The sequence below is a fragment of the Nocardia sp. NPDC059240 genome, assembly GCF_042753865.1.
GTDB lineage: Bacteria > Actinomycetota > Actinomycetes > Mycobacteriales > Mycobacteriaceae > Nocardia.
On the sequence record NZ_JBHZAC010000001.1, the window covers coordinates 1,121,026 to 1,143,025 of the forward strand.

A 22,000-nucleotide genomic window follows, 5' to 3' on the forward strand; every position below is an offset into this window, starting at 1 on the left:
AGACATCCTCGCCGACCTGGACGTAGCCAACGGAAACGGAGACCGTGCATGGATCGCCTTCGCGGAGAAGCAGCTCGAAGGGATTGACGGGACGATCGGGGCTTTGCTGGATCGGATCACCGATGCCCGGAAAGATCTGGCGAATCGTTCACGGGCCGTGGACAACTCATCCCCAGGAGACCACGGACGATTGGTTTGATACGACATATCTGGATGTGACTACGACCGGCCCAACCAGTTGACAGAATCATCATATTCGATCATCCTTGCCATTCCGTTAACCTGAGGAAATTATCAGGAACCCTCTTTCCCGTGGGCACAAGGAGGCACGGTGACCGCGTCCCCGATCCGCGTGACCTCATTACTGAATTTGATGCGGTTGCGGGAGGACATCGTTCGGAACGACGGCTTTGCGCACTGGGCAGGGCCTCACGCGAGGCTCGCAACCGAGCTCCCGAACCTGGTGGAGTACGTCCAACGTCAGCTCTCTAATACCGATCACGGATACTGGCCCGCGACACCCGGGGTGGAGACCTCAATCGACGAGGAATTGCGCATGGACGGCCTTCTCGAAGTTCGCGCGACCAGCACGCCGGCAGGATTGAACGCCATCGTGCGCATGCGCTCGGCGTACCTCGAAGGGCGGGAGGTGTTCGATCGGGCCCTTGGCCAGCTGACCGGCGCCGGAGGGGGACGATGGTGGCCGTCGCGCGACGGGGACAGCGTGAGACACCAAACCGTCGTCCTGTTCCGACGGAATCGCAGCGTGAACGGGATTGCTTGCCGCCAGTTCGTCGACGAAACCCTCGGCCGCGCACTGTATTCCGCAGGCGCCCTGGGCTTGCGGACGTATGCGCTCAGAACGGCCACGAAACTCGAGCTGATACCGAGCAGCCACCGCGGACCATCGTCCCTCGGCCGGTACCACGCCGCGATCATGATCGATACAGCCAGCCGTGACCACCTCATGGAGTTACTCACCGCGCCAGCGGTTTCAGAGGTGGTCGCCATCCAAGCCGACACCTTTTCCGCAGCGCATGCCTATACAGTCGACCGGTCGGTCGATGTGATCCGGGACCGAAAGGTCGTCAGCCTCGCGAACCAGGCTTCATGAGCAGCTCTTGAACGCTGGACCGAACCGAAACCGCTCAGCGAGGAGGATCCGCCCCGCTCGCGCAACTCGGTGCCGCCAAGACACCACCCCGCCTCAGACTCCTCACCCGAGGCGGCGGTTCCGCGACTGGAACCCTTCTCTGCACACAGGAGTACGGATCCGATATCGCCATGCCCGCGATCCGATCCATCCATCTCACCGGTCCAAGAAAATGACGAAATCGTCAGATTGCCGTTGACGTGGTGCTGCAGCCCTACTTACACTGCGTAGCTACACGGTGTAATTTACGTCACGATCTCGCCATCACATGCCGTGCACCACAGTCGGCGAGCTTCACAGCGGAGAGTGTTGTGAGACACATACGTTCGGCCCGAGTGCGGGTGTTCATCGGCGTCACGCTTCTGGTCACAGCGGCGCTCATCAGATACGTCGGCGTGCCGTTCGCCTGTCGACTGCCAGCGGATTTCGCGTCGTCCCAGCGGTTGACCGGCGAGTATCAGGTCCTCGATCCGAAGACGTTCGACCTCGGCGCACCAACTGCTGTCGGCGCGGTGCGGGATACCGATGTCGAGCGGAGCGACGGGTCGACCGCCGTCATCAGATCAACCACCGTTCTGCAGTTGCCGACCGGTTCCGTGACATCCGAGTACCACTACGCCGTTGATCGGACCGACTTCAGCCAGCGCCTCACACCGGCTGGAACGAAGGTCCAGGATCAGCTTGGCGGCATGGTGATTTCACGGCCGGTCGGCTCCGGCACAGACAGTTTCAAGGTGTACAACCCGGCACTCGACAAGACGCAACGGATGACGTTCACGGGAGCGGGCGAGGTCAAGGGCCGCAAAACCTACGGATTCAGCGGCACGACATCAGGGGTCATTGCCGACGCCGAGCTGGTCGCCCCGTATCAGGCGGCTATCGCAGAGATGGCGAAAACCGGTGACGGAACGACGATTCCGAAGCTGCTGCTCGAAATGATCGCCTCGGATCTGCCAGCGCGGTACTCGGCGGGGTTGAATGCCGTCCTCCCGGATCTACCCGACGAGGTGCCGATCAGGTTCACCATGGACGACACGACGTCGATGGCGCTCGATCAACAGCTTGGGGCACCGATCACATTGGCCGCCGCGCAAACCACGATTCTGAACATCCTGGTCGACTTCAAACTGATTCCAGTCCTGCCTCTTTCGAAGGTGGCGCTGCACAGCACCGACGAATCCGCCATGGAGGCAGTACATTTCATGGCCGACAATGGGCGGAAGTTGACGGTGTTCGGCACTGTGGTGCCGATCGCGTTGGCAGCCGTTGCGGCGTCCGTTCTCATCGCAACAATCGGAGGCATGGCAGTCCGCAGGCGCCGCCGGCAGTCCAGCGCGACCATCGCAGTAGGGGCGGCGGACCATTCCCAGGACGGGCCGCGCCACCCTGAATCCGAGCACCTGGAACTGGTGCGATAGCAGGGTGGAGAGGTTAGCGGGGCCGCCGTTTCCCCGCTTGGGGCATGGTCAGGATGCTGTTTGCCACACCTTCGACCGCGGCGGTGTAGTACGCGACGAACTTCCTCCGAGACAACTTCGGATTCGCGAGCAACCAACGCCCGAGCTGCTCACCGATGCCTGAGACGGCGTATGCGAAAGCGGTGAGCGCTTCGTCGGTCAGGTCGGGGGTGTACGGTCTGGCCGTCTCGATGGTCGCGTTGATCGATCCCTGCCGCAGCTCCCTGAGTTCCTCCGCCAGCGTGCCATCGAGGTTGGCCGACGTTGTGAACAGGAGATTGAAGCGCCGCGGGTCGGCGGTGATCATGTCGCAATAGGCGGTGCTACCCGCCTTCAGCCGAGCTGTCAGATTGTCCGGGGCGGCCGCGACACGGTCGAAAACCATCTGCTCGCATTGCTCACGAGCCCGCCTGACACACGCGATGAAGACCGACTCCTTCGAGCCATAGCGCTGATAGACGACGGGCCGCGTCACGTGGGCAGCGCGCGCGATGTCCTCAATCGTCACACCGTCGAATCCCCGCTCGGTGAACAGCTTCTCGGCGACATCGAGAAGCTGCACCTCACGCTCGGGAACCGACAGCCGAGCACGCTTGGGACGGTCGTCATTTGCGGGCGCGGCAGACACGTGCGCGATGTTACATCCCGTAGCTTTCCGAAACGCCGTGCTTCTACGGCGAGGCGCGAGGGCGGCGAACACGCGACCACCCCGACGATTCTGGAAGTCCCAGGCTGTGCCCGGCCAAACGATCGAACCGGGCGAACGCGTCTGGCCTGCACCGAGGACACCGTCGAAGGGTTCGCGATCGTGCGGACTAGTGCTGCGGAGCAGTGTAATAGCCGACGCCTGCACCGATCCCGGCACCCACACCGGCACCGACCAAGGCACCAGCTGCAGCACCGACGGCGACCGGAATAGCCTCTCCTGCAGCGAAACCGAGCCCGGCGCCCGCGATAATGGTCGCGGCCATGACGGGCGGTACCACGGGTGCGCCACCGACCAGAATCGCCGGACCACCGATAGCCTCACCCACCGCCAACCCGGCGGCAGCACCAACTGCCGCACCAGCCATCCCGACCGGCAGGCCGACGACTCCGCCCGCCAGACCACCCGCGACTCCCCCGGCGACCGCGCCGACGCCGGCGCCGACTGCGGCGTCTTGGCCCATGCGGTTCAGGGTGTCGACCGGGATTCCGGTGGTGGGATCGCGCGGGACGTCGGTGTTGACAACCGGAGCGGGAGCCGGGTCGCTGGAAATGGTCGCGGCGGAAGCAGTTCCCGCCCCGGCCAATACGACGGCAGCAGCAACGGGAACGGCGACGATAGAGGAGATGACCATCTTGTGGACAGACATTTGTGGTACCAGCTTTCATGGGGAGTTCGTTGTTCGAAACACATCCGATGAGTGCGGGTTTCGCAGTTCCATCGGATCCACTTCGAACGCTAACCCCAACTGGTCACTCGTCCAAGATGAGTGCACTCAGTAATTGACGTGACCGCCGCCATAGAAAGCAGCCTTTCGAAGTGTGATACTGCCGGTCACAGCAATGCGGTTGATTCAAACTGTCCCGTCCGCCACATGTGACCGACAGAACAGCCAGCCGCGATCCAACCGAACACATCCAGGCCCCCTCTCGAATTTGCCCTGGTGAACGGCTCGTTGAGCAGGTCAGAAATGCCGACGAATCCGACCCATAGAAATATGCGGCCCGTCAGCGATCAACTGCTGCGACGGGATCACTGCGAACGCCTGGACGGTCACCGGAATTGAGCAATCGATTCTCATCCGCCGGCGATAGCAGTGATGATGTCCAGGGTGTCCTCCCCGGTGGTCGCTGTATCGAGTTCGGCGGTGGTCATCTGAGTGCCGTTGAGGAAGTACCGGTTGAGTGAGCTGACAGTCTCGTCGCTGTTGAAAAGGACCTTTCCCAAGTCTGGGTAGTCGCTGCACATCTGGTGAAGCGCAGCCGTGATCGTGGATGCGTTGTATGTCAGATCGCGCTGATAGTTGACGAATCGGCGGAGGGCTCCGCTGAGGATGATTTTCATCGCGAATTCCGATCGGGATGTGCGCTCGAGCGCATGCGGTGAAGCAGATCGATGCCAAGATCGATCTGCACCTTTTCTTGAGGGTTGCCCCCGGCGAGAAGGCCGGAGAAGTCGCGCAAATGGCGCGCGTACATGTCGCTGTGAAGGAATCCGTTGGTGCCGACCAGTCGTTGGGCGAGCAACGCCAAGCGCGGAGCCGCCTCGGCCACGGTGTATTTGGCCATCCACAACGAGGTCGTCCACACCGCGTCGGCATCGGCAGGATAGTTTTCCAGGGCGAGGTGCACGGTCGCTCGAGATGTCTCCAACAGCGCACACATCTGCCCGAGCACGCCCTGCACAGTCGGATACTCGGCTAGTGCCGTACCGTGCCGTTCGGTCGTCATGACATGGCGCGCACAAGCTTCCACGATCGCCCGCATACGCCCCAACGGACCTGCAACAAAGAACGGCGCCTCGCCATTGAGGACCTGTTGGGCGTGCGCGAGTCCATCGTTGGAGACGATCCGGTCGATTGGCACGACGGTGTCGAGGGCGGTGAGTGTCCCGAACCCAGCGGCCCGGAACCCGGTGACCTGCAACGGAGCGATCGTGACGCCCGGATCGCTTCGATGCAGCAGAACAGCTGTGACATAGCCCTTTTCGTCGGGTACGTAGGTGACGAAGCCGTCGAGGACGAGGGCACCCGCGACAATGGTCTTGGAGGTGGCAACACGCACCGTCCGTCCGCATCGCGTCAGCCGTCCTCGCATAGACAACGCGTCCCGGTTCTCGGTGAAAGCAAACCCGATCAGCGGCCGGTCTTGGCATGTCAGGGCGAGCTGCTCAACGGCGGGTGTTCCGTGCAGACGTCGCCCCATGCCCGCGCACAGATAGGCCAGCAAGGGGAAGGCAAGGTCGTCACACAAGTACCCCAACTCTTCGAGGACCAGTCCCCATCGCAAGGGGTCGAAGTACCTTCGTGTCGCTTCGTCGTTCAGTGCGTGCCTGAACAATCCGTATCTGGCTGCCTCGTGCAACAGTGACGGATCCAGTGGAATCGCGTCGGTATCTCGCTCGACAGTGCCCGGATTGATCCTGGTCCTAATGAATTCGCTGAGCCGATAGTCGGTTTCGGCTGCGAGGATGTCGCGGTCGGACTGGTTCACTGCGGGGGCTCCAGGGTTTCGATGGCGATGGCATGGACCGCCCCGGACGCGCCACTGATGTGATGGACAAACAACCTCCGCTCGTGGTCTGTGTACATCCGGGTCCGAATCGCGGCCCGATCGTGCAGAAACAACGGACGGCGAAGCTTCACCACCACCTGGCACAGACGCTGGCTCAGTCCCGTACGGAGAACCGGGAACTCATCAGCCCGATCGTCGATCAGTGTTTCGCGCGCGCTGGCAACCAATCCGATCACCTCGGTGAAGCACCATTGATCGGCGGCTTCGCAGAGTTGCCGGTCGATGAGCCGCTGCGATGTTCCTTCGACCAGTTGTGGGACGGTGGCATCCAGCCTGCTGAGAATCGCTTCGACATGGTCGACCGGTTTGTCGTCCTGATCGATCTCCTCTGGCCGATACGATCCGACCACCGACGACGCCAACCGCGATGGGGCAGCGAGCATCCCATCACCCGGAGCAACGTCGAGCGCACGACACAAGAGGCTGACAGTGGCCAGATGCGTGGTGTCCGAGACGATAGTGGTGACCGTCTCCATCAGGGTGAGCTGACTCAGAAGTCTGCTGGTAGACGACATTTGCAGACGGGTGCCGTCGAGAAAGGTGAAAGGGCGGCCATAGTCGAGGCGGATCCCGACGACCGCGAACCCCGCATGGTGCTCGGCGATCATCGTCGGGAACGGCGCGGCATGTTCGGCTGCCCAACGCGCGTAGCCCAGAAACGACAGCCGGACCGCTGCCACCGGATGTAGCTGACGAGTCGTGAAATAGCTCGAGTCATAGAACAGTTCGAATTCGGAGCGACGCTGCACCATCATCACCACTCAGGGTCGTGGACCGGACTTAGGACGGGGTTTCGACGACACACGCCGCTTCCGACGGGGGGATCCGCGGCTCGTCTGCCGACGGTGGCTTCGAGGCTGCAACAACCACGATCGGCAGGATCGATCGTGGTCCGCGATCGGAGGTCATCGCGAGCAACCGACGAGCCTGCTCCCGTCGCCATCCTTCGTCGCCATCACCGACATTGGATGCCCACAGCGCGCATTCTCGTAGGCCCAGGATCTCCTCGGTGAGCCGTTCGTCGCACGGCTGCGCGAAGGTCCGCGTGTAGTCCAGGCGTAGGCCGGCACTGCTGAGCCACCGCGGCAACAGACGACCACATTGAGGCTGCGCGAACCGTCGTCGCAACCAGTCCGTCAGCAATGCTGTCACCTCGATGGCACCGGACAACGTTGTGCGGGTGGCTTGGAAGTCCGGTTCCACCAGCACAACCCGAGCACCTGCGGCGACACAGCGAGCCATCTCGGTGACGCTGGCTTGCGGCTGCTGATCATGGATCAGCAGCCGTTCACACCGCGCACCCGCTAAGGCGCCGGTGCGAAACGGGAGACGGTGAGCGTGTGCGCAGACAAAGCGGCCGCCGGTCGTGAAGCGGCGAGCCTCGTCCAGCATGTGCTGACTCGCGTCCACTCCGACCGCTATCGCACTCGTGACACGGGCCATCTCCTCCAGATCGCGCCCGAGGCCACAACCGACGTCGGCGACGACGCCGACCAACTCGGTCCCGAGAGCAGCGAACGACGCGCCCTTCGCGGCAACTACCTCGGGAAGGATGGCCGTGCGCTCCAAGAGATCGACCAGCATCCACGGTGCCGCGGTCTGATCGACGCTCGCGAAGCTGCTTCGAACGTTCTCATCCACGGTGGCCCGACACCACCCATGCGGTCATCGGTGCACGCACCCGCGCCTGCGTCGTCGTCCAGGGTGCTATGGATTCGGCGAAATCGTGCGCGAATGTCTCCCGCTCCCGCTGTCCCATGCCGAGTACCCGTCGACCCACCGGGGAAAGAACGAGCACCCACATCGCCTCCTGCGCGGAGTCGAATTCCACGTCCACCGTGAGGCGTTGCACGATCACCGCCTTCACCCCGGCACCCGTCATCTCCGCAGCAATGCGCTCTACCGGTAGGGACCACGGGGTGGTGAACACCTCGTGGGCATCGCTCCCCCAAGTCCGCTCGACCAGGTCGGCGACTGCAGCAAACAACGGGCTGTCCGCCAACTCCGACCACACCACCACCCAAAGGTGCCCACCAGGGGCGGTCACACGAACCATCTCCGCGATCGCCCCGCTCAGACCCGGCACGAACTGCAGGACATGCTGGCACACAACGAGATCGAACCCAGCGTCCGCAAGCGGCAATGCCACAGCATCAGCGATCTGGAATCGCATCGAGACACCCTGCGGGGGAATGTGTTCGGACGCCAGCTCGACGAATCGCGGGCTCAGGTCGACCCCGACTATCTGCGCGCCCGGCTGTAGGCGTGCAGCTATGGCCCGGGCCACGACTCCTGACCCAGTCCCAACATCCAGCACACTGTGCACACTGGAATCGACTGCCACTGCCGCCAATCGCTGTGCAAGCGAGGCGAATACCGCTGGCACCAATACCCTGTCGTACGCCAAAGCCTGATCATCAGCAAATTGACCGAACTGGGCAGTCCATGAAACGGGTTCACCGCTACGGTCCGACATCGGCACTGTCATCACTCCAACCACGGCGCATCGACTGCTGTCGCCGCATTGAACCAGGAGGTCGTAAACACCTCGATGTCCGAAATGGCCGACGAGGTCCACGATCGCGAACAGTCCGATCTCCCGCGTCGAGGACATACCGAGTTTGCCCGGCAACCCGGCGATGTTGATATTCGGAACTGCGGCGAATGATGTTCCCTGCCAATGTCGATGATGAGCCGCAAGAGGTTCCACTGTCAATCCCGGGGATGACCCAGCAGAATATTCGAATAGACCAAATCGTTGCCGCGTCGAGCTCGACTGGACAGTAGCCCGCGCTCCGCGCGCCAGCATCGCGAGACAATCTGCGTAAGTGAAGAACTCGGCTCTAATTCGACCGACCCGGACGTTCTTCGCCAAGCCGAGCCCTGGTGCGTCTACGCCAACAGTGAGCAGGCCGAGAGGGTGCTGTTCTCGACGTTGAAGATATAGCTCTACAAAACTGATTCGTACCGATTGGCCCGATTCAAGTCGGGCCGTGAGCATTTCACAGTAGCGGTCAAGCCCGTCGACAAATATCCGCAACGGCCTCGGCCTGCATCCGATCCGGAGCCGCATCAAGCCGATGGAGAATCACCCGTCGAGTGGCCATCCCGTGAGAGACGAGGGAATGAGCCCCGAGACCCAGCGCGAGACGTCTCACACTTCGGGACATGAAATCTTGTCTGATTGTTTTGTCAGATATGATTCCTCTGATGAACGTGGATGGAAGTGGGACCGATGACTGAACCTGTAGTGCGAAACCGCGTGGATAGGCGCCGTGAGCGCACCCGCAACGCCCTGCTCGGAGCAGCTCGGAAGTTCTTGTCCGAGGGCCGTTCCGCGGTCAGTATCCAGGAGATCACCGATGCCGCCGACGTCGGTTTCGGCTCCTTCTACAACCACTTCGATTCCAAGGAGCAACTGTTCGACGAAGCGGTGCGGTCAGCTCTGCAGGTGTACAGCGAGATGCGGGACGGCATCGTGGCGCTCTACGACGACCCCGCCGAGGTGTTCGCGGTCAGCTTCCGCATGACCGGGCGGCTGCAGCGCCAATCGCCGGAAATGGTGCGGGTGCTGCTGCACTCCGGTACTTCGATACTGCTGCGCGACGAAGGTCTGGCTCCGCGCGCTCGGCGCGACATCATCGCCGCCCAGCAAGCCGGTCGGTTCGAGCCGATGCATCCAGACATGGCGGTCCTGGCGGCAGGCGGCGCCCTGCTGGGTCTGTTGCAGATGCTCGACGCCCAGCCTGACGCCGATGCCGATGCGTTGACCGACGAAATGACCTTCCACATGCTGCGCATGTTCGGCATGAACAAGCGCACCGCGCAGAAGCTGACGGCCGGTCCACTGCCGCCACAGCCTCGGCTGTAGCGGCAGGACCGCCCGTCAGGCGACTCGGTCTCCGACCAGGGACAGCGCGATGTCGACGATCATGTCCTCTTGCCCGCCGACGAGGCCGCGGGCTCCAGCCTCGACCAACAGGGTGCGCACGTCGATGCCGTATGTCGCGGAGGCTTTTTCGGCGTGGCGCAGGAAGCTCGAGTACACACCGGCATAGCCGAGCGTCAGAGTCTCCCGGTCCACCTGCACCGGCCGGTCCATCAACGGCCGGATCAAGTCGTCTGCTGCGTCGGTGAGCGCATCCAGGGTGGCGCCGTGGTCCCATCCGTTGAGATCGGCGACGGCGACGAATGCCTCCAACGGGGTATTACCCGCTCCCGCACCGAGACCCGCGAGTGAAGCGTCGACCCGGGTCACGCCCTCTTCGACGGCGACCACGCTGTTGGCGACTGCGAGCGACAGGTTCTGGTGTGCGTGGATGCCGATCTCGGTGGTTTCGTTCAGCACCTCCAGATACGCCCGCACACGGTCACGGACTCCGTCCATGGTCAGGCGTCCGCCGGAGTCCGTGACGTAGACGCAGTGCGCGCCATACGATTCCATCAGCTTCGCCTGCTCGGCCAGCCCGGTCGGCGTGTTCATATGGCTCATCATCAGAAACCCGGATACGTCCATACCGAGATCGCGGGCACAGGTGATGTGCTGCGCTGCGATGTCGGCTTCGGTGCAATGCGTGGCGATGCGTACCGAGCGCACACCGAGGTCGAACGCGCGCCGCAAGTCCTCGATGGTGCCGATGCCCGGTAGCAGCAGGGTCGTCAGGCGTGCATGGGTGAGCGCGCCCGCGGCGGCCTCGATCCATTCCCAGTCGGTGTGGCTACCCGGACCGTAGGTGAGGCTGCCGCCGTGCAGGCCGTCGCCGTGGGCGACCTCCACCGCGTCGACCCCGGCGGCGTCGAGTGCGGACACCACTGCCGCAACGGTTTTCGGCGTCATGCGGTGCCGCAGTGCGTGCATGCCGTCGCGCAACGTCACATCCTGGAGGAATACTTCGGTCATTTCACACGCTCCGGGGTGGTGGCGGCCATGCGCTCGGCGACGCGCAGGGCGGCCGAAGTCATGATGTCGAGATTTCCGGCGTAGGCCGGCAGATAGTGCGCCGCGCCCTCGACCTCGAGGAAGACCGACACCTGGTGCGTGACAGAGTCGTCACCGACCAGCGTGCGCATCGTGTCCGGTGTGACCGGGGTGATCTGAATGGCCTGCTTGAGACGATAGCCCGGCACATAGGCCGCGACCTGCTCGACCATCGATTCGATCGAATCACGTATGGCCGCATGGGTTCCCGGATCCGGGTCCCCGATCAGCGCGAGCACCGTGTCACGCATGATCAGCGGTGGCTCGGCAGGATTGAGCACGATGATGGCGCGTCCGCTCGTCGCCTCGCCGACCACTTCGATGGCCAGCGAGGTGGTCTCGGTGAATTCGTCGATGTTGGCGCGGGTTCCGGGCCCGGCGGACTTCGATGCGATCGAGGCGACGATCTCCGCGTAGGGCACGGCGGTGACCCGCGAGATGGCGGACACGATCGGAATCGTCGCCTGCCCACCGCAGGTCACCATGTTGACGTTCGTCGCATCCAGATGCTGGTCGAGATTCACCGCGGGCACCACGAACGGCCCGATCGCGGCCGGGGTCAGATCGATCAGCCGCTTCCCGTACGGCGCGAGGGCGTTCGCGTTGGCCTGATGTGCTCCTGCGGAGGTCGCATCGAAGACGATCTCGATCTCCTCGAAGCCCGGCAGGCCGATCAGCCCGGCGACGCCGTCGGATGTGGTCGGCACACCCAGTCGTGCGGCGCGTGCCAGGCCGTCGGAGGCCGGATCGATGCCGACCATGGCGGCCATTTCGAGGGTCTCCGACAGGCGCAGTACCTTGATCATCAGGTCGGTGCCGATGTTGCCCGAGCCGATGACGGCCACTTTGGTGCGGCTCACGATTCCTCCCAAGTGAAGTCGACGACACCGAGTGTCGTTGCACCGGTGAAAAGTTCGGATCTGACGTGCGAGTGAGGGCTCAGCGGCGCCATGGGTCCGAGCGCACCGGAGAGAATGATCTCGCCCGCCCGCAGCGGCGCACCGAAATCCCGGGCGGTACGGGCCAGCCAGACGACGGCGTTGATCGGGTCACCCAGGCACGCGGAACCCGTTCCTGTGGAGACGATTTCGTCGTCGATAGCCATGTTCATCGCGATCTCGCGCGGCTCGAAGTCCGACAACGACAGCCGCAGCGACCCGAGTGCGAACCATCCGCTCGAGGCATTGTCGGCAACGGTGTCCGCGAAGGTGATGTCCCAGCTGGCGATTCGGCTGTCGACGATCTCGAGTGCAGCGACCGCGTAGTCGATGGCGCCCCGCACAGCGATCGCATCCAGCTGCTCGCCGTCCAAATCGGATCCGAGTACGAACGCAAGCTCGGCTTCGACCTTGGGTTGCATCAGCCGGGGCCGCTGGGCCACTGCGGTTTCGGACACGTGCATGTCGTCGAACAGCACCCCGAAATCAGGCTGGTCGACGCCCAGCTGCTGCTGAACCGCTCGAGAGGTCAGTCCGATCTTGCGACCGACAATCCGGGCCCCGGCGGCGAGACGGGCGTTGGTGCCGATCGTCTGCACCGCATACGCCGACACAACGTCGTCGGGACCGATGAGGTCACGCACCGGCGCAACCGGGACACCGGTGCTCATCGCGCCGGCCAGCCGGTCGGCTGCGGCTCGTACCGCAGGAGAGTCCGCCAAAGCGAAAGTCATCGAGCCTCCGATAGATAGCGGCGCGGTGCCAGCGCCGGGTTGGATTTCCGTACACGCGACGCGCTGCCGCGCGTCGGCGCAAGAGCGAGCTGGCTGACGAGCTCGGCGACGAGCTGGTCACCGCGCCCGGCTGCCGCGGTACCGAAGACATATCGGTCTGGGCGGAGCAGGAGAAGCCCTCCGTTGCGCACGCCCGCCTTCGCGAACCATCGGGTCAGCATGCCGGTGTGGTCCTCGATATCCGCGAAGTCATCACCGATGGATCTCCCGTCCCCCGGCACGCCTTGCGGGCGACCGCCGAGGGCGTAGACGGTCACAAACCGGCTACCCAAAGCTCGCAGTGCGGCCAAGTCGTCGCCGCTGAGCGTGGTGCGTGGGTCGACGCCGTAGCCGATGACCGAAAAGCCCTGGCCCAGTACATCATCGAGGCGACGGTGACGACCGTCGTAGGTGCGTACCTCCGGCTGTGGAGCGAGGGTGCCTTCGACTCCGCGCAAGCGGCGCCGGGGAAGGCCGAAGTATGCCCCGCGCCGGAACCGCGGTGACGGCTTCATCTTCGCCTCACGGATCCACCCGGCCAGCCCAGGCACCCGCAGCGATCCGGTCAGGACGACATCGCGGGCCGCGGCAACGGCTTTGTTGTCGACGGAGACCAAGTTCTTGTTCAGCACCGACAGGCTGATCATCGCCTTGGCATGCGGTCGACGCTCGGACTCGTAGCTATCCAGAAGCGCCAGCGCCGCACCGCGTTTCACGATCGCCTCGAGCTTCCAGGACAGGTTGTCGGCGTCGCGCACACCCGAGTTCATGCCCTGGCCGACGAACTGCGGCGTCATATGAGCAGCATCACCCGCGATCAGAATGCGCCCCTCGCGCCACCGCTCGGCCACCACCGCATTGAAGGTGTAGACGAGCTTGCGCAGCACTTGCACTTCGTCCGGGTCGACGTAGCGGGAAATGTGGCGGCGGACGGTGTCCTCGTCCTCCATCTCCTCTTTCGTCTGCTCATCGTTCAGCATGAATTCGAAGCGGTGGTGACCACCGGGCTGGGGGCAGGATACGGTCGGCAACACCGGGTCACACACGAAGTTGAAGTAGGGCAGGTGCCGGAACGCGTCCACCCCGTCCGCGGCCTTCAAGTCCACCACGAGCCAGCGCTCCGGGAAACTGGTGCCGGACATGTCGATTCCGAGTTTGGTCCGTACGACGCTGCGTCCCCCGTCGCATCCGACGAGGAACTTTGCCCGCACCCGCTCCGCGGTCCGCGGGTCGCTCTCCGCTGACCGCTTGCCGTATTGGGTCCCCGAACACGCGGCGTGCTCAACGCTCACACTCGAGTCGTTCTGATCGAAATCCGTGACCACACGGCCTCGGCGAACAGTGACATGGGGATACTGTTCGAGCGCCCGCTCGAGGCTGTTCTCGAGGTATGGCTGGTACAGGAAGTTCGCTTTCGGCCAGCCCAGCGGCTGGTCCATCGAATGGAACTGCGCCAGCACATGCCCATCGCCGCGCACCCACTGCACGGTGCAGTCGAGATTCATATCGGCAGAGAGTTCGTCTGCCGCACCGGCGGTTTGAAAGATCCGCATGCCTTCGTCGTCGGTATATACCGCGCGGGCCATTCCATAGAATTCGGGTTCACGCTCGAGCACGAGGACGCTCACGCCCCGTCGCCCCAGCAGGTTGGCCAGCGTGAGGCCGGTCGGGCCCAGTCCAACGACCACAACGTCGTAGTCGGTATTCATCGCGAAACTCCTCCGGTGAGCTCAGGCACTGCGATCTCGGGCGTTCCCACGGTCCGCAGCGCCTGCCGGAACTGGGCGAACTTGTTCAGTACGGTCTCCCCCACCGTGGAGTGACCCCAGCTACTGATGCCCTGATAAGTCGACGGTTCCCACGTGGACTCGAGTTCGGGACCGATCACGATCGGATTCCACCCGACCTCCAACTCGAAGCCCGACGGTGTGACGCAGTAGTAGGACAGCTCGCGGTCATTCGTGTGCTGCCCTACCGACCACTGCATCCGAAAACCCAGGTCCGTGACCCGCTGATAGGAGTCCAGCATGTCGTCCAACGTCCCGGACTGAATATTGATGTGCTGCACCGACGTCCGAATGGGATCGATCTTGACCCCGCGGATGTTGGCGATGGCGATCGAGTGATGGCGTTCGTTGACTCGCAAGAATCGGATCTTCATCTTGAGCCCAGAGATGTTCTCGTCGATGTAGTCACTCAGGCGCGAATCGAAAACGGTCTGGAAGTAACCTCGTACGGACTCCGGCTCCCGCGACAGCATCGCCACATGCCCCAGACCGGCCTCCCCCGTCACCCACCCCGAGCTCTGCATCCGCAGCGGCTCCGGTGTGGTCACCGCATTCGTGAAGATCTCCTGCGCGATGCCTTTCGGACCCGCGAAGCGCCACAGCCGCTCCACGCCACGCAGCGCCGCCTCCTCCGGAGTGCCTTCGATGATCGGCACCTCGCGTTCGGTCACGCGGGCGACGATGCGGTCGAAGGTCTCGTGATCATCGACCTGCCAGCCCAGGGCTATGACGTCCTCTGCGGGGCCACGCCGAATGAGGAATCGACAGCTCCGGTCATCCAGTCGGAAGCGCAGTGTGCTGCTGTCGAGTTCGTCGACGTGCAAACCGATCGCGTCGGCTCCGAATCGCCGCCAATCGGACAGCCGATTCGATTGCACGACAACGTATCCCAGATGAACCGAACCGAACACCGAACCGTCGGTGGTTGGGTGCAGAAAGCTGGTCACGGCGCCGCCTCCAGGAAGGCGACGGCCAGCTCGTTGAACAGCTCCGCACGCTCCCACTGCACCCAGTGCCCTGTTTTCGCCGCCAGATACACGTCGCAGTTGGGCATGGCGGCGGCGAGCATGGCGGCACCGGCGGGCCGGTTTACCTTGTCCTCGGCACCCCAGACCACCAGGGTTTGATGAGTGACCTGCCCCAGTCGGCTGTCTCGGGTGAAGTCCATCCGCCACAGTGTGCGCAGCGCCAGGGGGCCGGAGGGGCGACGCAACGGCGGGTTCGCGACGACCTCGGGATCGAGGCTGGCCTTGTATCTGGTCTCGATGAGTTCATCCGGCACTGCGCCACCGTCGTAGACCAGGTATTCCCGGACGAACCGGGTGATCTTCTCGCGACTCGGTCCGCCGCCCGCGTAGTAGTTCAGCAGTTCCTGCAGTCCCGCGGTCGGCAACGACCGGGTGGTGCCAACACCGCCGGGACCCATCAGGATCAAACGGTTCACCTTCTCCGGCCGGTCCATGGCCAGGCGCAGCGCCGCTGCGCCACCGTAGGAGTTGCCGATCAAATGCGCTGCGGCGATGCCGAGTTCATCCAGCAATCCACCGATTGCCTGCGCCAGATCGCCGAAGGGGTCTGCCCGGTCCACCCACTTCGACGACCGACCGTAGCCGGGCATGTCGGGCACGATCACCCGAAATCGCTTCGCCAGGTTGTCGATATTGCGTGAATAGTTCGACAACCCCGAGGCCCCGGCCCCGCCGCCGTGCAGCAGCACCACCGCGGGGCCGGTCCCCGCCTCAGTGAAGAAGATGTCGCGATCGCCGACCCGGACCGTCCGACCGGTGCCGACACCCTTGTCGATGCTTGTCAAAGCTACCTCCAGAACCGTTATTGATTAGATCATCAGTTCCGATGGTATCGTCTGTCAAGTTGATTCTGATGAAATCATCACCCATTGACCGGGAGATCCGCTGGCCGCCCCGACACGGCCGTCCGCGGCAATGCCCGGAACGGGAAGGTGCGGCGTGAGGCGCGTTCTCGATGCCACCGCACGATCGGATCAGCCCGGAGTTCGCCGTTCGGAGTGACGCACTGCTGCAGCATTTTTCGGGCAGGCCGTGATCGCGGAAGGGACCGCTTCACCCCCTCTGCGATCGGGTCCAGCCAAGCGTCGCCCTTCAGCCGAAGATGACGCTCTCCGTGGCCAGGAAATATGCGGACTGCGCGAGGTCGATGAATTCATTCTCGCTGTCAGCCAGCACTTGATTCGCTTGCGCCCCAGCCTGTGTGGCGAGCGCCTGCCCCAACTCCCGCTCGGAGGGGAACCAGACTTCGATGACACCGTCGAATGCCTGGCCGGAGCTGTGAGAGAACGCAGTCGCGGCGTTCAGCACCGTATCTACGGTGTGGCTCTGAACGTAGCGTGTCGCGCCGAGCACGGTGAGCGCCTTGACCGCTACGGGCGCATGGACGTTGAGCCAGTGTTCGTCGAACCGGGCCGGCGTCATGTCCGCCCTGCGGCGGACGATTCCCACCAGCTTGATCGGACCGCCGGAAGGCGTGTCGGCGTTAGCGTTAGGAAGCTGAGATGCCAGCACGCCAGCGAGGCCGATGGCTGCGACACCGCCGATCGATGTCCGGCCCGCAGGTCCGCTGCCATGTGTGTTCTCGTTCAATGTCTGATCCTTCATGGTGGGAGATTCCAGTACGCACTGCTCGGCACTCATCTAGCCGAGCAGCACGTACTCCTTCGTCAGGTAGAGCGAGCATTGCGCCGAGTCCATGAAGTTCTTCTCGTCGTTGACGAGGTTCTGGTTGGCCGAGATCCCTTGCAGGGTGGACATCGCCGTGATCATCGCTTGCAGCGAAGGGAACCACGCCTCCACGATGCCGTCGTAGGGCTCGCCCGTACCGTGCGATGTGGTGAAGAGCCCGGTGAGGTCGGAGTATGTTGCGTGGCTTTGGACATAGCGGTATCCGCCAAGGGCTTGGATCTGCTCTTTGGCGAAGGGCCCGTGCCGGTTCAGCCAGTAGTCGTGGAACTGGGCAGGCGTCAGATCCGGTCGGCGCCGCAGGGCACCCACCAACTTGATCGGATCCGAGGAGGGATCCGCTGCCGCCGCCTGGAGGTGGGACCCGAGGAAAACGCCCAGCCCTACCGTGGTCGCACCGATCAGAAAGGCTCGTCTCGACGCAGCACCCTTGTATGCGTTCTCTGCCAACTGTTCATCCTTCAACTCGAGCACGCTTGCGCCCGTTGCGCAGCGTGGCTTCGCGATCTACACGAAGGTCTTGGCCCGTAACGTCCCCGCACGACCGATCACACCGCACGACACGTTCCCGACGGTGCTCGAGGGCTCTCATTGGAATGCTGATGACTCCGTTAGGAAATGCGCGACAGGTCGGCGATCCCACTTCTCATGCATCTCTGATAGATCCATCAGGCGTGACGAGACTAACAGCGAGCGTCAAACTGATGCAAGAGTCATATATGACTGTATCGTCACAAAATATTGGACCTGCACGGGGCATCCTTGTGCGGTACGACGCCGACTACCGAGGTCAGGCAGACCGCGCGAGGATCCACAGCGGCAGGTGACGCAATGCAAAGCCGATTGGAATCCATGGCCAGGCAGGGACTTTCGCTTCGGCCTTTTCGTGTTCGATAGCCTTCACCATGGCCCGAACACCGCTCGCAGTGGATGCCATCAGCGGCGTCGCTCCGACCCTCGCACTCAGTTCCGACTCGATGTAGCCGGGATACAAAGTAGTCACGGCGATCGGAGACAGCAGAGTGTCGGCGCGAATGGCCTCCGCGAGGGTCGCAACGCCGGCCTTGGTCGCGGAGTAGATCGATAGGTAACCCGGCATCCCACGCAGCGCGCTGATCGACGAGATCACCACGAGGTGCCCGCTGTTCTGTGCGCGGAATATCTCCATTGCCGCCTCGCACTGCGCCAGCGCCGCAATGAAATTCGTATTGGCAGTCCGAAGGTTGGCTTCGAAGCGGCCGGTGCCTATTGGCTCGCCTTTACCCATGCCAGCGTTGACGATCACTCGATCCAGGCCGCCCAGCTCGCGCTCGAACCTTCGAAAGGTGGTGAACACTTGGTCGTGGTCGTTCACGTCCAGTTGCGCGATCACCACCTCGATGCCGGGGTGCGACCGCAGCAGTTCGTCACGCAGCTGCTCGAGCCGGTCGAGGCGACGCGCGCACAGCGCGAGATTCCTTCCTCGAGCCGCGAATTCACGCGCCATCTGCGCACCCAACCCCGAGCTGGCCCCGGTGATGACGATGTTGGCGCGTCTCGGCATTTTCGGCTTCTCCTTGCTCATCCGAGAATCGGTAGGCGGTGGCGTGTCTGGCGATCGAGTTCGGATTGCATGACGACGCGGATGCGCTCGGCAAAGGCATCGGAGCCCTCATCGGCGACCATCGAAACCTGAGGTAGGACCGCGGTCCGGAGCTTCGTCGGCAACGGCATGTACGGCAGCAGTCCGGCCGCGCCGACACTGATCCCCCAGGGCGCAGTGAGCGTGACCGGCAGCCGTTTGAGCCGAAATGCTTTGTCCAGTCGCAGGAACCGAGCCAGGCGGGCGCCGTCCCCGAGGACGATGGCGGATTCCCCTCCTCCCGAGGTGACTACGGGCACCACCGGCACGTCCGCTTCGCGAGCCAGATCAGCGAAGCCGCATCGACCGCCGAAGACGATGTCGTTGCGGTTCCGCCAGGGCTTGAATGCATCGACGTCACCCCCGGGGAACACTACGACGTGGCTATCTTCGGCGAATGCTTGCAAGGCGACATCCCGCCCGGCCTGCCGAGCACCGAACGGCTCGAGCAACGCACCGACGCCGAGGGCCCACGCCATCCGGTGCGTCAGCATGATGATGCGGCGTCGATCGCCGGTGCGCTCGACGGCAGCGAAGAGCGCGAGCACGTTGAGGTCGAAAACCCCGCCGAACCCATGATTTGCAACAAATAGAACCGGCTGGTCCGGCAGGGGGTCAACGGTGATTTCGTGGCGGTTGTAGACCCGCAGCGCGTGGCCACCACCGCGGAGGAATTGCCGTACCCACTCCGGCATCTGATCCTTGTTCGAACTCCCCGAATCGGTTCTTTCGGGAGAGTCGCAATGAGTTTCAACTTGCGGTGGATGCCCCGGGAGCGAAGGCTCCCGCTCGTCGCCGAGCACTCCACCGAGCCCGTCCAGCCTGGCATCGATCCCCACGGAAACCATCGTCTCTCCCCTACTAAATGACATAAACGTCAGTTACGATCAAATCATCTACTAGCCTCGAGAGGGCTGCAACCGGGAGCGAAATCCGGCGAAGAGAGAACTGTCACGATCCAACCGTTCGACAGCCCGAGCCAAAGTTTCAGCACACCAACGAGACTCGACCAGATCGCAGCAGATCGGGATCCCCAGCGCGAAGGCCGAAACGCGGGCCCCGACGACCACATCACACCGCCGACCCGTAGGGACCGCGGCGCTGCCGGGTACATCGAGCCGATAATGACGGTATTGTCAGTTCCGATGAAGATGTCACCCATCGTGCTTCGGTGGGTCGGTTGGGAAAGGCAGGGCGGCCGGTGGGCCACTACAAGAGCAACGTGCGCGACTTGGAGTTCAATCTTTTCGAGGTGCTGGGCCTGGACGCCATCCTGCAGTCGGGGCCGTTCGGAGATCTCGATGGCGAGACCGTTCGAACGATGCTGGCCGAAGCGGCCCGGCTGGCAGAGGGCCCGGTCGCGGATTCCTACGCTGACGCCGACCGCGTTCCTCCGGTGTTCGATCCGGCGACCCACACGGTGCAGCTGCCCGAGTCGTTCAAACGATCCGTACGCGCATGGGCCGACGGCGACTGGTGGCGTGTCGGCAGGTCAGAGGCGATCGGTGGGGTAGCCGCGCCGCAGATGGTGGTTTGGGCAATCAACGAATTCGTCTTGGGCGCACAGCCGGCCGCGTGGATGTATCTGACCGGCTCGGGGATGGCCACGCATGTCCACCGCTCCGGCACGGAGCTTCAGCGACACTGGGCACAGATTGCCGTGCAACGCAATTGGGGAGCCAGCATGGTTCTCACCGAACCGGACGCCGGTTCCGATGTCGGGGCCGCACGGACTCGGGCGATCCCGCAACCTGACGGCACCTGGCACATCGAGGGCGTGAAGCGGTTCATCACCTCCGCCGAATCCGACGATCTGTTCGAGAACATCGTCCACCAGGTCCTCGCTCGCCCGGAGGGCGCTGGTCCGGGAACCAAGGGCTTGAGCCTGTTTCTGGTGCCGAAGTATCACTTCGACCCGCAGACCGGCGAGCCTGGGGAACGGAATGGCGTGTACGTCACCAATCTCGAGCACAAGATGGGCCTCAAGGCATCGGCGACCTGTGAACTGACCTTCGGCGGGCACGGCACGCCTGCCGTCGGGTACCTCCTCGGTGAGGTACACGATGGGATCGCGCAGATGTTCCACGTCATCGAGGAAGCTCGGATGATGGTGGGCACCAAGGCGATCGCCACCCTCTCCAGTGGCTACCTGAACGCCCTCGAGTACGCGAAGACGCGGGTGCAGGGCACCGACCTGACGCAGCTCGCCGACAAGACCGCACCGAAGGTCACCATCGTCCATCACCCCGACGTACGCCGCTCATTGATGCTGCAGAAGGCGTACGCCGAAGGTCTGCGCGCACTCTACCTCTACACCGCAGCACACCAAGATAGTGTTGCCGCACAGCATGTTTCGGGCACAGATGCCGACTTGTCCCGCCGCGTCAACGATCTCCTATTGCCGATCGTCAAAGGTGTCGGCTCCGAGCGCGCCTACCAGTACCTGACCGAATCGCTGCAGACCTTCGGTGGCTCCGGCTTCCTGCAGGACTACCCGATCGAGCAGTACATCCGCGACGCCAAGATCGACTCGCTCTACGAGGGCACCACCGCCATCCAGGCGCAGGACTTCTTCTTCCGCAAGATCGCCCGCGACCGCGGCGTCGCCCTGGCCCACCTCGCCGCCAAGATCCGCGGAACCGTCGAATCCGACGCAGACTCCGGTCGTCTCAAAGCCGAGAAGATCCTGCTCGGCGCCGCACTGGACGACGTCCAGGATATGGCCGGTCGACTCACCCAGCACCTGCTGGCCGCCCAGGAACAGCCATCCGAGCTGTACAAGATCGGCCTGGTGTCGGTGCGCTTCCTGCTCGCGGTCGGAGACCTCCTGATCGCCTGGCGCCTCCTGGTCGCCGCCGAAACAGCCCTGGCCGCACTCGAATCCAACGACAGCAACACCGACGACACCTTCTATCTGGGCAAAGTCGCTGTTGCGTCGTACTTCACCAAGACGGTGCTGCCCAGGCTGGGCACAGATTGGGCGGTGATCTCCGACATCGACACCGCTGTAATGAAGCTCGACGAAGCAGCGTTCTGAGCCCATCCCCAGTGTGCCCTCGTCGACGTGCGAGGGCCTCTTGGCAGTTAGGTGTGCAGTAATGTGCGCATCGATATCAACTGCCGTCGCCGGTGGTGGTTCTGACGCAAGCTTGGCTCACGTGTTGCCAGATTCGTCACTCGGAGTTGATATTTGCGCGCGTTCGGTGCGCGATCACCGAGGGGGCGTCACATTAGGCCCTAAGGGGCGCGCGCAGTACCTACACTGATTACGGCCTACCAGTCTCGACCAACACTGGGGAA

At 63.4% G+C, this 22,000-nt stretch carries 21 protein-coding genes; 4 read left to right on the forward strand and 17 right to left on the reverse strand.

The window, feature by feature from the left end; genetic code table 11:
• The first annotated feature begins 331 nt into the window (after positions 1-331).
• On the forward strand, positions 332-1,114 hold the full coding sequence (locus tag ACFXHA_RS05265; protein ID WP_379353123.1) for a hypothetical protein: 783 nt from the start codon (positions 332-334) through the stop codon (positions 1,112-1,114).
• A 374-nt stretch (positions 1,115-1,488) separates the two neighbouring features.
• A complete protein-coding gene (locus ACFXHA_RS05270; protein WP_379353125.1) occupies positions 1,489-2,571 on the forward strand; it encodes a porin PorA family protein in 1,083 nt (360 codons plus the stop codon).
• A 13-nt stretch (positions 2,572-2,584) separates the two neighbouring features.
• Here the strand turns inward: ACFXHA_RS05270 and ACFXHA_RS05275 are convergent, their stop codons facing one another.
• From ACFXHA_RS05275 to ACFXHA_RS05305, 7 genes are all read right to left on the reverse strand, one after another.
• Positions 2,585-3,238: a TetR/AcrR family transcriptional regulator gene (locus ACFXHA_RS05275; RefSeq protein ID WP_379353127.1), complete on the reverse strand. Its 654-nt coding sequence runs from the start codon at positions 3,236-3,238 to the stop codon at positions 2,585-2,587.
• Positions 3,239-3,425: 187 nt separating this feature from the next.
• Positions 3,426-3,965 carry a hypothetical protein gene (locus ACFXHA_RS05280; protein ID WP_379353129.1) on the reverse strand — a complete coding sequence of 180 codons (540 nt, stop codon included), beginning with the start codon at positions 3,963-3,965 and terminating at the stop codon, positions 3,426-3,428.
• 428 nt (positions 3,966-4,393) lie between these two features.
• Positions 4,394-4,660 (reverse strand): MoaD/ThiS family protein, encoded by a 267-nt coding sequence (locus ACFXHA_RS05285; RefSeq protein WP_379353131.1) that lies wholly within the window; start codon positions 4,658-4,660, stop codon positions 4,394-4,396.
• On the reverse strand, positions 4,657-5,808 hold the full coding sequence (locus ACFXHA_RS05290) for an acyl-CoA dehydrogenase family protein (protein WP_379353133.1): 1,152 nt from the start codon (positions 5,806-5,808) through the stop codon (positions 4,657-4,659). The genes ACFXHA_RS05285 and ACFXHA_RS05290 overlap by 4 nt, the downstream gene beginning before the upstream one ends.
• On the reverse strand, positions 5,805-6,644 hold the full coding sequence (locus ACFXHA_RS05295; protein ID WP_379353135.1) for a hypothetical protein: 840 nt from the start codon (positions 6,642-6,644) through the stop codon (positions 5,805-5,807). The genes ACFXHA_RS05290 and ACFXHA_RS05295 overlap by 4 nt, the downstream gene beginning before the upstream one ends.
• Positions 6,645-6,669: 25 nt before the next feature.
• Entirely contained in the window at positions 6,670-7,530 is an 861-nt protein-coding gene (locus tag ACFXHA_RS05300) for a methyltransferase domain-containing protein (protein WP_379353137.1), read from the reverse strand.
• On the reverse strand, positions 7,523-8,599 hold the full coding sequence (locus tag ACFXHA_RS05305; protein WP_379353139.1) for a class I SAM-dependent methyltransferase: 1,077 nt from the start codon (positions 8,597-8,599) through the stop codon (positions 7,523-7,525). Before ACFXHA_RS05305 ends, ACFXHA_RS05300 begins: the two co-directional genes overlap by 8 nt.
• A gap of 525 nt (positions 8,600-9,124) precedes the next feature.
• On the opposite strand from ACFXHA_RS05305, the gene ACFXHA_RS05310 reads away from it, so the two are divergent.
• Entirely contained in the window at positions 9,125-9,760 is a 636-nt protein-coding gene (locus ACFXHA_RS05310) for a TetR/AcrR family transcriptional regulator (RefSeq protein WP_379353141.1), read from the forward strand.
• Positions 9,761-9,775: 15 nt separating this feature from the next.
• On the opposite strand, the gene dmpG is transcribed toward ACFXHA_RS05310, so the two are convergent.
• The 10 genes from dmpG to ACFXHA_RS05360 all read right to left on the reverse strand — a co-directional run bounded on the left by dmpG (position 9,776) and on the right by ACFXHA_RS05360 (position 19,539).
• Positions 9,776-10,789: a 4-hydroxy-2-oxovalerate aldolase gene (dmpG, locus tag ACFXHA_RS05315; protein ID WP_379353143.1), complete on the reverse strand. Its 1,014-nt coding sequence runs from the start codon at positions 10,787-10,789 to the stop codon at positions 9,776-9,778.
• Entirely contained in the window at positions 10,786-11,727 is a 942-nt protein-coding gene (locus tag ACFXHA_RS05320) for an acetaldehyde dehydrogenase (acetylating) (protein WP_379353145.1), read from the reverse strand. Before ACFXHA_RS05320 ends, dmpG begins: the two co-directional genes overlap by 4 nt.
• Positions 11,724-12,539, reverse strand: coding sequence for a 2-keto-4-pentenoate hydratase (locus tag ACFXHA_RS05325; protein WP_379353147.1), 816 nt, complete (start codon positions 12,537-12,539; stop codon positions 11,724-11,726). The genes ACFXHA_RS05320 and ACFXHA_RS05325 overlap by 4 nt, the downstream gene beginning before the upstream one ends.
• Positions 12,536-14,287 carry a bifunctional 3-(3-hydroxy-phenyl)propionate/3-hydroxycinnamic acid hydroxylase gene (locus ACFXHA_RS05330; RefSeq protein ID WP_379353149.1) on the reverse strand — a complete coding sequence of 584 codons (1,752 nt, stop codon included), beginning with the start codon at positions 14,285-14,287 and terminating at the stop codon, positions 12,536-12,538. The genes ACFXHA_RS05325 and ACFXHA_RS05330 overlap by 4 nt, the downstream gene beginning before the upstream one ends.
• Complete coding sequence (locus ACFXHA_RS05335) at positions 14,284-15,312, reverse strand: VOC family protein (protein ID WP_379353151.1); 1,029 nt, start codon at positions 15,310-15,312, stop codon at positions 14,284-14,286. Before ACFXHA_RS05335 ends, ACFXHA_RS05330 begins: the two co-directional genes overlap by 4 nt.
• The gene (locus ACFXHA_RS05340) at positions 15,309-16,169 is read right to left on the reverse strand and encodes an alpha/beta fold hydrolase (protein WP_379353469.1); all 861 of its coding nucleotides are present in this window, start codon (positions 16,167-16,169) and stop codon (positions 15,309-15,311) included. Before ACFXHA_RS05340 ends, ACFXHA_RS05335 begins: the two co-directional genes overlap by 4 nt.
• Positions 16,170-16,485: 316 nt before the next feature.
• Entirely contained in the window at positions 16,486-17,034 is a 549-nt protein-coding gene (locus ACFXHA_RS05345) for an EthD domain-containing protein (protein ID WP_379353153.1), read from the reverse strand.
• Positions 17,035-17,553, reverse strand: a complete 519-nt coding sequence (locus ACFXHA_RS05350) for an EthD domain-containing protein (protein ID WP_379353155.1) — start codon at positions 17,551-17,553, stop codon at positions 17,035-17,037.
• A gap of 316 nt (positions 17,554-17,869) precedes the next feature.
• Positions 17,870-18,643 (reverse strand): SDR family oxidoreductase, encoded by a 774-nt coding sequence (locus ACFXHA_RS05355; protein WP_379353157.1) that lies wholly within the window; start codon positions 18,641-18,643, stop codon positions 17,870-17,872.
• On the reverse strand, positions 18,640-19,539 hold the full coding sequence (locus tag ACFXHA_RS05360) for a 1-acyl-sn-glycerol-3-phosphate acyltransferase (protein WP_379353159.1): 900 nt from the start codon (positions 19,537-19,539) through the stop codon (positions 18,640-18,642). The genes ACFXHA_RS05355 and ACFXHA_RS05360 overlap by 4 nt, the downstream gene beginning before the upstream one ends.
• Before the next feature lie 362 nt (positions 19,540-19,901).
• Here ACFXHA_RS05360 and ACFXHA_RS05365 point away from each other — a divergent pair, with 362 nt between their 5' ends.
• Positions 19,902-21,737, forward strand: a complete 1,836-nt coding sequence (locus ACFXHA_RS05365) for an acyl-CoA dehydrogenase (RefSeq protein WP_379353470.1) — start codon at positions 19,902-19,904, stop codon at positions 21,735-21,737.
• Positions 21,738-22,000: the final 263 nt, after the last annotated feature.

Coding starts and splice junctions, on each gene's coding strand:
- ACFXHA_RS05280 (WP_379353129.1), bottom strand. CDS start 3,965: ATGTCTGTCCACAAGATGGTCATCTCCTCTATCGTCGCCGTTCCCGTT.
- ACFXHA_RS05285 (WP_379353131.1), bottom strand. CDS start 4,660: ATGAAAATCATCCTCAGCGGAGCCCTCCGCCGATTCGTCAACTATCAG.
- ACFXHA_RS05295 (WP_379353135.1), bottom strand. CDS start 6,644: ATGATGGTGCAGCGTCGCTCCGAATTCGAACTGTTCTATGACTCGAGC.
- ACFXHA_RS05310 (WP_379353141.1), top strand. CDS start 9,125: ATGACTGAACCTGTAGTGCGAAACCGCGTGGATAGGCGCCGTGAGCGC.
- dmpG (WP_379353143.1), bottom strand. CDS start 10,789: ATGACCGAAGTATTCCTCCAGGATGTGACGTTGCGCGACGGCATGCAC.
- ACFXHA_RS05325 (WP_379353147.1), bottom strand. CDS start 12,539: ATGACTTTCGCTTTGGCGGACTCTCCTGCGGTACGAGCCGCAGCCGAC.
- ACFXHA_RS05330 (WP_379353149.1), bottom strand. CDS start 14,287: ATGAATACCGACTACGACGTTGTGGTCGTTGGACTGGGCCCGACCGGC.
- ACFXHA_RS05345 (WP_379353153.1), bottom strand. CDS start 17,034: ATGAGTGCCGAGCAGTGCGTACTGGAATCTCCCACCATGAAGGATCAG.
- ACFXHA_RS05355 (WP_379353157.1), bottom strand. CDS start 18,643: ATGAGCAAGGAGAAGCCGAAAATGCCGAGACGCGCCAACATCGTCATC.